General features: G+C 65.4%; 14 protein-coding genes. 8 read left to right on the top strand and 6 right to left on the bottom strand.

What is annotated here, in order from left to right; genetic code table 11:
* The first annotated feature begins 16 nt into the window (after positions 1–16).
* Positions 17–304, top strand: coding sequence for a hypothetical protein (locus ACQPW1_RS14290; RefSeq protein WP_433663199.1), 288 nt, complete (start codon positions 17–19; stop codon positions 302–304).
* Positions 301–1176, top strand: coding sequence for a DUF302 domain-containing protein (locus ACQPW1_RS14285; RefSeq protein WP_433663198.1), 876 nt, complete (start codon positions 301–303; stop codon positions 1174–1176). Before ACQPW1_RS14290 ends, ACQPW1_RS14285 begins: the two co-directional genes overlap by 4 nt.
* Positions 1177–1353: 177 nt before the next feature.
* Here the strand turns inward: ACQPW1_RS14285 and ACQPW1_RS14280 are convergent, their stop codons facing one another.
* Complete coding sequence (locus tag ACQPW1_RS14280) at positions 1354–2343, bottom strand: Acg family FMN-binding oxidoreductase (RefSeq protein ID WP_433663197.1); 990 nt, start codon at positions 2341–2343, stop codon at positions 1354–1356.
* Positions 2344–2440: 97 nt separating this feature from the next.
* Complete coding sequence (locus ACQPW1_RS14275) at positions 2441–3451, bottom strand: 1-phosphofructokinase family hexose kinase (RefSeq protein ID WP_433663196.1); 1011 nt, start codon at positions 3449–3451, stop codon at positions 2441–2443.
* Positions 3452–3879: 428 nt separating this feature from the next.
* Between ACQPW1_RS14275 and ACQPW1_RS14270 the strand changes: the two genes are divergently transcribed.
* The 6 genes from ACQPW1_RS14270 (at position 3880) to ACQPW1_RS14245 (ending at position 7804) form a co-directional block, all read left to right on the top strand.
* A complete protein-coding gene (locus tag ACQPW1_RS14270) occupies positions 3880–4332 on the top strand; it encodes a nitroreductase/quinone reductase family protein (RefSeq protein ID WP_433663195.1) in 453 nt (150 codons plus the stop codon).
* A gap of 241 nt (positions 4333–4573) precedes the next feature.
* Positions 4574–5068 (top strand): PAS domain-containing protein, encoded by a 495-nt coding sequence (locus tag ACQPW1_RS14265; RefSeq protein WP_433663194.1) that lies wholly within the window; start codon positions 4574–4576, stop codon positions 5066–5068.
* A 149-nt stretch (positions 5069–5217) separates the two neighbouring features.
* On the top strand, positions 5218–5568 hold the full coding sequence (locus ACQPW1_RS14260) for a WXG100 family type VII secretion target (protein ID WP_433663193.1): 351 nt from the start codon (positions 5218–5220) through the stop codon (positions 5566–5568).
* A gap of 21 nt (positions 5569–5589) precedes the next feature.
* Entirely contained in the window at positions 5590–5901 is a 312-nt protein-coding gene (locus ACQPW1_RS14255; RefSeq protein WP_433663192.1) for a WXG100 family type VII secretion target, read from the top strand.
* Positions 5898–7229, top strand: coding sequence for a hypothetical protein (locus tag ACQPW1_RS14250; RefSeq protein ID WP_433663191.1), 1332 nt, complete (start codon positions 5898–5900; stop codon positions 7227–7229). The genes ACQPW1_RS14255 and ACQPW1_RS14250 overlap by 4 nt, the downstream gene beginning before the upstream one ends.
* Before the next feature lie 164 nt (positions 7230–7393).
* Positions 7394–7804 (top strand): hypothetical protein, encoded by a 411-nt coding sequence (locus ACQPW1_RS14245; protein ID WP_433663190.1) that lies wholly within the window; start codon positions 7394–7396, stop codon positions 7802–7804.
* Positions 7805–7903: 99 nt separating this feature from the next.
* On the opposite strand, the gene ACQPW1_RS14240 is transcribed toward ACQPW1_RS14245, so the two are convergent.
* The 4 genes from ACQPW1_RS14240 to ACQPW1_RS14225 form a co-directional block, all read right to left on the bottom strand.
* The gene (locus ACQPW1_RS14240) at positions 7904–9922 is read right to left on the bottom strand and encodes a helix-turn-helix transcriptional regulator (protein WP_433663189.1); all 2019 of its coding nucleotides are present in this window, start codon (positions 9920–9922) and stop codon (positions 7904–7906) included.
* 229 nt (positions 9923–10151) lie between these two features.
* Positions 10152–11093, bottom strand: a complete 942-nt coding sequence (locus tag ACQPW1_RS14235) for a hypothetical protein (protein WP_433663188.1) — start codon at positions 11091–11093, stop codon at positions 10152–10154.
* 3 nt (positions 11094–11096) lie between these two features.
* Positions 11097–12146, bottom strand: a complete 1050-nt coding sequence (locus tag ACQPW1_RS14230) for a 3-oxoacyl-ACP synthase III family protein (protein ID WP_433663187.1) — start codon at positions 12144–12146, stop codon at positions 11097–11099.
* Between the two features lie 92 nt (positions 12147–12238).
* Entirely contained in the window at positions 12239–13075 is an 837-nt protein-coding gene (locus ACQPW1_RS14225) for an SDR family oxidoreductase (RefSeq protein ID WP_433663186.1), read from the bottom strand.
* Positions 13076–13168 lie beyond the last annotated feature (93 nt).

The following is a 13168-nucleotide window of genomic DNA, read 5'->3' as shown; positions in this document are numbered from 1 at the left end:
AACCGGAGGAAGCATCGTGAGTGACATGACGTCCCGCGAGCCGTACCACAGCAAGCCCGGCGAGAGCCTGGCCGACACCTATAACATCCCCGGCATCGTGCTGTTCATCGGCGGAGTGGTCGGCTTGGCCTGCACCCTCACCGCCGCGGGCTATGGATTCACCGGGTGGGTCACCCTCGGCGCGAGCGCTACCGCATTGGCCTTCGTCGTGAGTGTCACCCTGTTCCTGCTCGAGCACGAACGCCTGCGCCGACTCGCTCAGCGTGCACCGGAGTCGTCGGCAGCACGCAAACCCCGTTCATGACCACCTACCAGATCTCCGTCGATCACTCGACGCCGCAGACCATCTTCGGGCTGCGCCGCACCGTGCGTATCGACCATGCCGGCGACGACATCGCCGCCGGCATGGACGCGCTGTACGAACTGGCCGCGGCCACCGGATTCGCTCCGGTCGGGCCGCCGTCCACGACCTATCTCGGCGAATTCCGCCCCGGTACCTCGACCGAGGCCGACTTCGGACTTCCGGTCGCCCCCGTGCCGATCGCCGCCAACGAAGCGGTGACGCTGCGGCGCAGCGAACCGGAGTTGTTCGCGCATGTCACCCATCGCGGCGACTACCGCCGAATCGGTGACGCATACCAGGCCTTGGACGACTGGATCCGTGGCTCGCGATACCAGCAGGCCGGACCGCCGACCGAGGTGTACTTGGTCGCGCCGGAGGAGGCGTTCGCCCCCAACGACTTGCTCACCGAGATCCGGATCCCCCTCATCGCCGCCGAACTCGTAGTTCACGTATCGGCGCCGTTCGCCGAGACCGTCTCGTTGGTGCGAGACGCATTGGCCGAGCAGGGATTCGGTGTCCTCACCGAAATCGACGTCCGCGCAACGCTGCTCGCGAAACTCGGCGTGGACATGGAGAACTACCTCATCCTCGGTGCCTGCAACCCGAATCTCGCGCGCCAAGCCCTCGATATCGATCGACGGGTCGGACAGCTGCTGCCCTGCAATGTGGTGGTCCGCACGGAGGACGATGGCACCGTCGTCGAGGCCGTCGACCCCGACCAGCTGCTGCGCGCCGACAACCAGCCGGGGCTGCGCCCGATCGCGCAAGACGCCCGATCCCGCTTGGCCGCCGCACTCTCCGCTGTCGCGCAACGCGCCGTATCCACGCAATAGACACTGCAATAGCCCGGGACAATCGGATGTCCCGGGCTGTTCTGCTGTCTCCCCGAATCACTCACCGGTACAGACACATTCGAGACTGCACCGAGCAGCAGCCGGGTTGGCATAGATGACGCGGCCGCCGGGTGTATTGGATACACCCGGCGGCCGGCCATGCGGCGCTGATTCGGGTCAGCGGCCGTTCGAGGGCTCGAAGGGATCGAGCACGTCCGCGATTACGCGCCGGGGCGTCGGCGGCAGCGGCTCGGCGCTGGTCGGAATCCAGCCGATGCGGACGATCGCCTGGGGGTAGGAGCTGTCGTCGAGTACGCCGACACGGACATCGCGGCGCAGTTCCGGGATCTCGAGTGGTTCGGTGAGCACGCAGGTGGCCAGGCCGACGTTGGTGGCGGTCAGCAGCACCGCGCTCAACGCCTCACCCGCCTGTAGTCGGGACAACCGGTCGTCGCCCGAGGTACCGATCACCAGCAGTTCCGCGAAATCGGGTTCGTGTGCGGAGTCGGTGAGTTGCGGGGCGACGAAGGTCCGTGCGGGCAGCTCGTCGTCCGGGCGAGGGCTCGGGGTGTTGCGCGCGGGCACACCGTCGGTGGCGCTGTGTCTGCCGCTCCAGGTCGCTAGTTCGAATCGGTAGTCCGGGTCCATCGCGTGATGGACTGCCGCGGCACGGGTCGCCGCGATCAGATGCTCGCGCGACCGGTTCGAGGCCTGGCGGACAATCGCGCCGAGGGCGGCCGCACGTTCCGCGGCGAGCCCGAGATATCCGGCCGGGATCTCCCACGAGGTGTAGTGCCTGCGGTCGGTCTGCCGGTGCAGAATCGCCGCGCTGAGTTCGACTTCCGCCGGGGTCGGCCGGTGCCGCAGCAGTTCGACGGAGGCCAGGTGATCAGGGTCCGCCGGATTCGGCAGCCGATGCACCACAGCCGACCAGCCGAGCGCCGCCAATGCCACACGCAGATGATGCAGTGCCGCACCGCAACTCACCACCATGTCCCGTTGATCGGGGTCGGTGGCCGGAAGCCCGCGTGCCGGATCGAGATACAGGTGCACCGATCGGCCCCCGATCCGCCAGCGCCACGGCTGGGAATTGTGCACCGACGGCGCCCGCACCGCGAGCGCCAGTGCTGTCTTGACGGTGTCGTCGTCGGGCAGTCCGTGGTCCATGTCGTTTCCTCCGTGTTGTTTGGCTCCACCGTCTCACCGGCGAGTGGTCGCGGATAAGAGCCGGACGGCCTTGTCCCGAACCGAAAGACCCTCGTAATCAAGGACCTTCGGCCACCCTCGCGGGCTCCGCGACACCGCGCTCGGCGCTCGGCCGGTCGATGCGGTGTACGCGCACCGCAGCCTGCAGTGCGTCGACGGTTGCGGGCTCGAATACCTCGGTGCCCGGTCGCATGACGGTGGCCGCGGCCGCCGCTACGCCGAACTCGCTGGCATGCAGGCAGTCGGCGCCTGCGGCGAGCTGATAGGTGAAGGCACCGACCAAGCTGTCCCCCGCGCAGGCATCGCTACACAGCGGCTCCTCCGCTGTCGGCGCGGAAATACAATGGTGGAAAGCAACATTCGAGTACACCGCACCCAGTGCACCCACCGTGGTGATCGCATTGCCGGTGGCACCCGAAGCCAAGAGGAGGTCGTTCGCGGTCTGGGCGTCGTCGAAACACTCGATCGGCCGCCCGATCAGGCCTGCGGCTTCGCGCCGGTCGAGCCGGATCGCGAACGAGTTCTCGGTCAATACACCCCGTAGCTGGGCGCCTGCGATGTCGAGCACCACACGGGTCGAGGACGGATCGATGCGCCGCACCAAGCGAGCGCAGAAGTCATCCGGCAGTCCAGGTGGCACGCTGCCGGTCAAGACAATATACGGAAACTGTTGCGCGGCAGCGATAATCGCCTGGATGCAGCGATCCTGCTCGATCGCGGTGAGCTCAGCGCCCGGGGGCACCAGGTGGTAACTGTGCCACGGATGCGTCTCGGCAACGACGACGGCTTCTCTGGTATCAGAAGATATCTCAACTCCTCGATGAGCGAGTCCCTCCTCATCGAGCAGCCGATTGAGCCGCTGCCCGACCTCCCTGCCATACGTATGCAGCGCAACTGCCGAACCGCCGAGTTTCCCGACACAGCGGGCGACATTGATCCCGCCCCCGCCACCCTGCACCGACCGCACGACGGCCCGGTTCTTGCCCTCGGCGTGCAGCCGGTCCACTTCGAGACTGATATCCACGGTCGGGTTCATGGTGACGGTGAGAATCGTCGGCGCTACCGACATCGAGTGCTCCGCAGGCCATCGTCCGGGCCGGGCCCTCATCCCAGCGAGCCGCCGCTGAGGATCATCGTCATGGCGCATGATTCGTACCCTAAGAAGGCACAGACGGCCGGTCTGCTGGATATCGTCACCAGCTGAACGGCCGAAGGACCCTCCTCCTGGTCGCCTACTCCACGCCTACACGTTGGGTGGCGTTGCGCCGCTTCGCATGTACGAACGCGGCACGTTACGGCCCGAGCCTTACACACTGACAGCCCGATCTCGACATCAATCCTGAAACGGACAACAGCCGTAACGATTGAGATCCGCTGAGCGACAGCATCGTTGGCGGGTGGGGCGGCATCACCGGATGGTGCTGGCGACATGTTCGTGTCAGGCCTGCCGAGGTGAGCAGTCCAGACCCGGAAGGTCTGGCGGGGAGGAAAACAGTCATGGCGCAGACCACGGAGCAGTTTCGCCGTAAGGTCGAGAAGTTCAACAAGGTGATCATCAGGCTGCAGAAGCTGGGAATTGCCCTCGGCCCGCACTACCTGATCACCACGACGGGGTGCCGAACCGGCCAGCAACGGATCGCGGCGATCGGGGTGATTCCCATTGCCGGGCAACGCTATATCTTCCAGGCATACCCGAAGGCAGCCTGGGTCGCGAACGTTCGCGCCGCGCAGACGGTCACCCTCTCCCGCGGCCGCCGATCCTCGGTCGTGAAATTGGTCGAACTGCCCGTCGAGGAACGTCGGCCGATACTGCACGACCACATCGTGAACAGCCATGCGCGAGTAGGCAATCTGTTCGTCACGACCGGCTTGGTCGACGAGCCGACCCCGCAGGCCATTGCCGCCGCCGCGGATCGGATCGCGGTATTCCGCATCGAGGCCCAGCCCTAGCGACAGCAGAAGTTGAGCTGCTGAGCGTTCCGCCTGATCGCGTCGTGACGCGAGGAGCTCCGAGATTGTTGTCCCTTCAATCATTGTTCGTCGTGAACAGACTGTCCGGCAGGCAATTTCGGTACACTAACGTGAGGTGAAAGAGGGTGCGGAAGTCACCTCTACTCGACCGATCGATGCGCCCAGATTCCTTTCATCGAATATGAGCTATCACACCTTATTCCGAGTGATGGGAAACGCAATGAGCATCAGTCAAAAGATCACCGCTGGTGAACTGGACAATCTCACGTTTCAGGGCAAGCTCGAGAACGGCCACCTAGTGCCCGGTGGCCTGCTCGGCGACCAGGCCGCTATGGACGACATCGAGGTCGGCATCTACGTGCTCGAGAAGGACGGCACGCTGATCGCCTGCAACAAGACCGCCATCGGCGCCTGGGGACGCAGTCCCGAGCTCGGCACGAGCGAGAAGTACTGCGGCGCGTTCCGCCTGCGCTACCCCTCCGGCGAGGTCATGCCCCACGAAGCAGCCCCGCCCTCGGTAGTCATCAACAACGGCGGCACCGTCCGCGACGCCGACGTCATCTGCGAACAACCCGACGGCTTCCGCCTCCTCGCCCTGGTCAACGTCTTCCCGATCCGCGACGAATCCGACGAGGTAGTAGGAGCCGTCAACATCTTCCGCCACAACACCACCAAAACCGTGCCCGGACTCCTGGCGTCGGCAGACGCCGGCTGAACACCGCCTCCGGAACCACCCAGCACCTCTTCCGGCGGGAACCGCCCGCGGGGAGAGGTGCTGTGCTGGCTGCGGTCGCCGTCCTGTTCCGCGGGCGCCTCATACTCCGGCGTGCGGATCGCGACAGGCGCGGCAGCGTGTAGATTTCAGTGTCACGGGTTGAGGGGAGGACCGTCGTGTCGCAGACAAATCCAGGGGATCCAACATTCGAGGTCGTTCCGACCGAAGTGAGCGATGCCGGTCGTTTCGTGCAGTTGACTGCCGAGGAGTTGGTCGCCGGCGTCCGTTCCCTCGACGCCGACATCAGCAGGCTGCTGGAAACCTGGACCGGCACATCGGCCTCGGTCTACCGCACTGGCTGGAACGAAACGCGGGAAGGCGCCCAGACCGTTCTGGACTCGTTGGCGACGCTGGCAGAGCTTCTCGGTGTCGTCGGTGCGACCCACACCCAGCTCGACGCCGCGCGCGCCGCCGGAACGAGCTCACTCGATCTGCCGTGACGTCATTGGGGGGATGCATTTATGGATGATTCGTTTCGGGTGGATCTGGACGAGCTCGACGACATCAATGCCCGCGTCGCCGGTTTCGTCGGATTCCTCAACGAGAGCCTCACCGGGCTGACGCAGCGGACCGCCGCATTGCAGTCGAGTTGGACCGGCCCGTCCGCGACCGCCGCCAGTCAAGCCTTCACCGACTGGCTGTCCGGCGCACACGAGGTCGCCGCGGGTATCGAGGCGATGCGCGCGGCAGCCGTCGCCGCGCACGACCGATACAACGCCGCCGTGGCAGCGAATCTGGACATGCTCGGCCGAGGCAGCGGGGGTCCGTCGTGACCGTGCTCGATGTTGCTCCGCAGACCTACTACGACGCCGCCGACATCTGCGCAAAAGCAGCCTCGGGATACTTCGATGCATTCAAGAGCGGGATGCGCTCCTTCGGTGACACCACCAACATGGCGGGCAGCGTCGGTGACGGTAAGAAGTGGGCCGAATCCTATGACCAGCAGTGCAAGGACATGTACACCATGTCCATCGATCTCGTGCTCGCCCTCGACGGCTACGCGCAGGTTCTCAAGCAGGCCGGCTACAACCACGCCCTCGCCGACTTCGACCCCGCCAGCGGCCAACCGGCACCTGCGGAACCAAACCTGACCCCATCGTTCACGCTGTCCCCGCAGGAACTGGTCTCACTACTCGTTCCGCCGTCGGCAGGCGGACCCGGCCGCGGCATCGTCGACGACGGCCTCGAACTTGCCGTCAAGGTCGGAATCCCGGTCCCCGACGGCGACACCGACAAGCTGTCACACTCCGGCGACGTATGGAACACGCTGGCCACCAACGACGCGATCACCGCCACCACCGGTGAACTCGAACGCGCTGCGGCAATGTTCCAACAGGTCACGTCACCGGACGCCAACTTTATCGACGAAGACCTGCGTGAGCTGAAAACCGCCGCTTCCGACGTCGCAGGCGCATACGCCGAACTGGCACAGGGCTGCCGCGACCAGAAACAAGCGCTCGACGAGCTGCGGGCCGAACTCCGTAGAACCTTGGAAGACCTCGGCAAAGCTCTGCTCGAGGAACTGGCCATCAACGCCGCCATCGCCGTGGCATCCTCGTTCGTCAGTTTCGGTGTCGGAGCCGCAGTCGCAGCCGCGAAAACCGCCAAGGCTATCGAAAGATTCGTCGACATCCTCCGCGCCGTGGTCAAAGCCGCCAAGCTCAAGATCGCCGTCACCGTCGAGCGCGCGGGCGCCAAGACCAAAGCGACCATTCAACGCATCAAGGACCTCACCACCAAGCTCGCTGAGAAACTCAAAGGAAAACGCGAAGTTCCCAAGCCGAAGACATTGGACGAGAAATCATCCGCTGTCCGGGACATACTCAACGATGCGCATGGCAATCCGATCGGCATCGAGGACTCAGCCGGCGTCCGGCTAGTTTCCCAGAACGAACTCGATACGGCGCGTGCGCAGCTACGCGAACAGCTCGGAGAGCCAGAAATAAAATCGACTCCAAAGGGTGACATTGAGGTTTGGAACCTTTCCGGCGACCCGAAAGTGACTGTGACCTATCGCCCGTTCAGCAAGTCCGGTGGTCCGACTCTAGATTTCAACGATGTCCCCGGCGCGCCAACGAAGAGATGGCATATAACGGAGTAGTTGAGCGGCTGGTATCATTTCTGCGGCATATGAATGGAGGTTGAGTGTCGAGTTCGGAAGAAGTGCTCGCGTATAGTGAGAGCGTTTTCATCAATTTCCGTGATTTCAAGTTCGACGAGGGGAACAGTCATTCATATAAGTGGATCGACCTGAAGATTTTCGACATGTTGACAGTGGAAGTCGATGACCGAGCCACACTGGATGCCCTGATCAATCAAGTCGAGTATCGAGACGACTACGTCGGGGGCGGGGTCGATCCCGCAGGCACTCGCCACGGACCGTACTGGCTTGATCGCCTCTCGCCGGATGTGTACGAGCCGGTCACCGGGCAGAACGTTGTCGAGATCGTGCGAGAGTGGCTCGCAGAATGCGGCACCGTGCCACGCGAACTCGAAGACACGATCCAGCGCCAGGTATTCGACTCCGTGATGGGATCCGCTAACAGCTACGTGCTGCGGGATCTCGACAAGTCCGCGATCAACGACTACGGCGACGTCCACACCGAGTTCCATGAGATCGTGGTCATAGACCGAACGGCTCAGAAGGTTCGACTCATCGTTGCCTCCGACGATTGAATCTTCCTGGCAAGTGGTGCTGGTCCTCGTCTCGATCCAGCTACAACGGCCGCGAACCATGCAGGATGGCTACTAGATCCCTGTATGCGCCCCTGCCCGCTAACCGATGGCGGAGACCGACGAGCCCGTCGGATTGGCCCCGAGGACGAAGGTCAGTTCGGTGCGGCGGGCTATTTCTAGTTTGCGGTAGACGCGGGTGAGGTGTTGTTCGACGGTGCTGGTGGTGATGTCGAGGGCGGCGGCTATGTCGCGGTTGCGGTTGCCGTGGGCGGCTAGTTCGGCGACGCGGCGTTCGGCGGGGCTGAGGGTTTCGAGACCGTTGGGGTGGAGTCGGGGGCGCGGGGCGGGGCGGGGTGGGCGGTCGCCTAGTAGGTCGTGCAGGAGGGGGTCTGCGCCGCAGGAGTCGGCTAGGCGGGTTGCCTCGCGGATCAGCAGGCGGGCCTTGTCGTGGTCGCCGACGGCGCGGTGGGCGGTGCCGAGTTCGCCTAGGACGGTTGCCAATTCGAGGTCACAGCCGCCGGAGCGGGCGATTGCGGCGGCATCGCGGAGTAGTCGCACTCGCTGGTAGCGGTCGGCGGTCGCAGCGAGCAGGCGGAGTGATACGCCGCCGGTGCGGTGTCGGCTGGCGGTGCCGAGCAGATCGAGGTGGCGGGTGGCGACGGCGCGGGCGTGGCGGTGGTCGCCGAGGGCGAGGTGGGCGGCGGCGACGTCGTTGCGCCACGGGACCAGCCAGGCGAAGTCCATGCGCCAGCGGCGCATCAGGTGACCGCAGCGGCGGAAGGTGCGCAGTGCCTCGTCGGCTTGGCCGAGGGCAAGATAGTGGTGGCCCCGCGCATGCAGGTAGGGCAGGCCGAAGCGCGACTCGAACATGGCGCGGGGCACGGGTCTTCGTAGTTGCGCCTCGGCGTCGGCGTGCCTGCCGGTCAGCGTGTACGCGCGAACGAGCGCCGCGACCGGGGTCCCGATCCAGACGCCGAGTTGTTCGGCGGGAACGTGATTCAGCGCGAGTATCGCGTCATCTGCGGCCGCGCGCGCATTTCCTTTGCGCAGCATGGTTTCCGCGCGCAACGCTGCGAAGATCGACTGCCAGGTCGGTGCCTGACGCGCCTCGGCCTCGGCCAGCAGCGAGTCACACCACGCCGCCGCGGTATCGAGCCGGTCGGTATAGATCAGGCAATGCACTGCTGCCGCAAGGGTTTCCACGGTGCTCGGGGCGAGCCGATGACAGGTGAGCAAACGCTGTGCCAGGGTGAACGTTTCGTCGCCCGGACGCCCGGCGAACAGACCGGTCAGCAACTGCGCGCCCAGCAGGTGCGGTGACGGTCGCAGCGCGGTCGCCGGGCGTCGCCGCGCCTGGGCCGCGAACAGCCGCGGATGGCGTTGCGCATGCGGCGGATGCGCGGACCGCAGCCATGCGCACAGGAAATCGACCTTCGGCGCCGCCTCGCCGAGCCGACCGCAATCCAGTTGCCCGAGCGCCTGATCCGCGTGCTGGGTCTGCCCGTGCCAGAGCAGGAACATGACGGCGGCGGGCAATCCCGCGGCAGGCACCCGGCCCGAACGAACGACCGCGCGCATCCGGATGTAGTTCCGCGTTCGATTCGACGGGCTGACCCGCCATTCGGCCCGCACCAGCCGGATCGCGATGGTGGCGCGCTCCGCGGGGTCACGTGTCGCACGGTAGGCCAGCTCCAACCGCTCCACCGCGCGGTCGATCTGGTCGTTCGCCAACGCCTCCGCCGCGGCGGTGAGCAGTACCACGCCCGCCCACGGGTGGTCGGCGTCACCGGCCGCGACCAACTGATCGGCGATGGCGGCGGCCGGAAACCCTTTGTCGTGTAACAGCTTCGCCGCACGCGCGTGCAGTTCCCGGCGGACCTGCGCCGGGGTGTCGCGCAGGATCCGGTCGGCGAGGTCGAGATCGTCGAACAGCGCCCGCGCGGACGACCCGGCGGCGAGCTGCCGGACAGCGGTGCGCACCACCGCCTCGTCGGCGGCGAGCAGTTCGGCGACCAAGCCGACCGTGCTTGCGCTGCCGAGCACAGCCATGGCCTGGCCGACCCCGGATTCGGTGAGTGTCGACCACTTCTCGCCCTGCGGCGAGATCTGCCGATGCATACCCGAGCCCCCTTCGTCGATGCGATGTGACCGACTGGGGAAGGGCACCATCGAAGAGAGCAGCTCGGGTGCGCTGAAGATGCGGCATCGTCGCAGCAGGGGCGTATCCGGACGCCCCATTGATCCAGCCGGTGCCCATAGCGTAGGTCGCCGACCGCGACCTGTCATCGAATCATGGCAACAAGATCGCCGAAACCATTCCGACACGAATGACGGAATGTGAGTAACATCAACATCTTTCGCGTCGCGAAGCACCGCCGCCGCCCACCGTGGCGACGGCTGCCGACTGCGGATGGTAGGCAAGACACGCTGCCGCGGCATCGTCGGCAGCCAGGAACAGCACCGAGGCAGCGGTGTCGACCACACCGGATTCGCGCGCGCTCAGATACGCGTGGACGGGCGCCGCCGTGTACGGATCGCCGACCGCCGGGGCGACACCGACCACCGATTCCGTTCGGAGCCGCAAGGTTTCGGCAAGCTCGGCCCCGAACCCCACCACCGGGGCCGGTGCCAGCAACACGGCTCGCCCCTCGGCGAAATCGTCACCGTCGAGACCCTCATCGGCCATGCAGGCTCGAACGGCCGCCGCCGCGAGCTCGATCGACTCCTGCGCGCCGTGCCGAATACGCATGGCCGAGCGGCCGTTCGCGCCCGCCTCACCCAGGTTGACCCAGGCCGACGGGTCCGCCGTCCCCGTGGTCTCCCGAGTATGCAGCGGGCAGAATCCGCCCGCGGTCGGCGAACTGCCGAGCAGGAGCGCAGCGGCCCCCGCGGTGTACGGGAACCCCGCGACGTAGCGCTTGGTCGACGGATGGGTATCCCCCGCCACCAGCAACGCGTACTCCACGTCACCGGTGGCCAGGAAGCATTCCGCGGTGTTGATGGCGTGCAACAGACCGGTGGCGCCGTGCATCAGGTCGAACGAGAACGCGGGTACCCGGCCGGGCTGGTATTCCAGGCCGAGGCCGATCCGTTTCTGGATCAGTGCCGATACCGCGGGCTCGGAGATGTTCTCGTCCCGGAAGACGCCGACGTTGATCAGCATGCCGACCTCGTCGACCGAGACATCCGAGCCGGCCAGGCAACTGCGGGCCGCCCGGGCGGCGAGTTCGAAATAGCTGGCGGTGTCGAGATCGGTGTTGGTCGCCGCCGCGACAATGGTGGTACCCATGGCTCACGCCTCCAGACGCGAAATAGTCGCGGCTAGATGGCCGGAAACGAGGCCAGAAGCCGCGGGAATCATCAGGATCTTCGATCCTTTGGGAATCTTCTGCTGCCCGAGATACTCGTGCAGCACCAGAAAATGCGATGTCGATGCCGTATTACCGAAGTCCTCCAACACATTCAGGGCTTGTGGCATCGGAGTGCCGAAATGCTGCTCGGTCAGGTGCCCGAGGTATTCGATGACCGGACCGCTGAACTGATGGTGGATCCAGTAGTCGTATTTCTCCCCCTCCCAGGTGCGCCCGGTCTCCTGCAGGAAGGTGTCCAGGCGGCGGATCGCCTGCAGGTATCTGCCTTCGTTCTGCATGGCGCGGTTGTCGGTATAGAGCGCGATCCCGGCCGACTGGTCGCTCGGCATGCCGAGGCAATGCTCGGCCCCTTCGGCGGCGGTCATCAGTTCGACGTAGTGGATCTCGTCGTGATCGTCGCCGCGACCGTCGAGCACGACGGCCACCGCCGCATCACCGACGGTCAGTGCCGCGAACTGCGGATCGTACGGTTTGCTGATCTCCCGCACCGCAGTCTCCGCGATCGGTGTGATCTGTTCGCCGCTGACCACCAGGCCGTTGCGCACCACCCCCGCCTTGATCATCCGGTCCAGCACCAGCACCCCGGTCATCATCCCCGCGCACGCGTTGGATACATCGAAATGCCGGGCCGAGGTCGCGCCGATCGCGTTGCCGAGCATCAGCGCGAATGCCGGTGCGTAGCAGAAGATTTCCTTGCCGCGGGTGCGGGTAATGGAGGCCGAGATGACGATATCGAGCTCGGCCGCGGTGTAGTCGGAATGCCGCAGACAATCGTCGATCGCCCGCAGCGCCAATTCGAAGGACGATTCATAGCGGTCCGGATGCGAGTCGTAGACCCGCCGATTCTTGATCCCCGTTATCCGCTCCAGATCCAGCGACCTCGGCACGGCCAGACTGTCGATCAATTCCTCGGTGGAACGGATGGTTTCCGGAGTGTACGAGCCGATCGACTCGAAACGCGTACGCTGCATTACCCCTGCTTTCTGCAGATCAGCCGATGACAAACATGTTGTGTCGCTTGGTAATTCCGACAACGTTGTCGTTGACTGCACAGCCACCGCGCCTATTCGGCGGGCTCGACCAGGGTCGCGCTCACCTCGCACAGCCGCTGCCCGAGCGCGTCGTCCTGCGCACGACGCGACGGAGTCTTGATGCGGTTCTTCTGGAAGTAGGCGCCGGTGACCCCGTCGACCTCGGGGTCGGTCGCGAGATAGCTCAGCGCCCGGCCGCCCTCCTCGACGGAGATCATGAACAGCCGCTTGGCCACCGCGACCAGGGGCTGCCCGAACCACGGCAGCGAATCCCAGATCCCGCTCGCCACCGCGCCGGGATGAAAGGCGTTGACCGTCACGCCGGTTCCCTCGACCCGGCGCGCCAACGCCCTGGCGTACAGCACATTGGCCAGCTTCGATCGGCTATACGCCTGTTCACCCGAATACCCGCGTTCGAGGCCGAGATCATCGAAATCCAGGCCGGCGCCGAAATGCAGCACCGACGACGTGAACAGGATGCGCGAGGGGGCGCTGCGCACCATCAGATCGATGAGCAGTTCGGTGAGCAGAAAGCCACCCAGGTGATTGACGCCGAACGTGGCCTCGATGCCGTCCTCGGTCTCGACCCGATTCTTGTGATAACCGCCCGCATTGTTGGCCAGCACATCCAACCGGTCGTATTGCGCCAGCACACTTTTGGCGAGCTGCCGGATCGACCCCTGCGAAGCGAAGTCACATTCGAGGGTGTCCACGCCGCCCGCTCCGGCGGCCCGCACCGTCGTCGCCGCATCGGCCAGCTTCCGCGGATTCCGTCCGACGAGGACCAGCCGATCACCTCCCGCGGCGCACTGCTGGGCTGCTGCGAGGCCGATACCCGATGTCGCCCCCGTGATCAGGATCGTCTTCATAGCCGATCACCCTGCCACACGTTTTCGGCCGATCGACGGCACCGCGCAACTGCCACCACGACCCTGAAACATGCTGCGCAGGAACAACATTTG

The sequence above is a fragment of the Nocardia sp. CA-128927 genome (assembly GCF_050955855.1).
In the GTDB taxonomy this organism is placed as follows: Bacteria; Actinomycetota; Actinomycetes; order Mycobacteriales; family Mycobacteriaceae; genus Nocardia.
The sequence above is the reverse complement of the archived record's forward strand: the minus strand, read 5'-3'. Positions and strand labels throughout refer to the sequence as shown.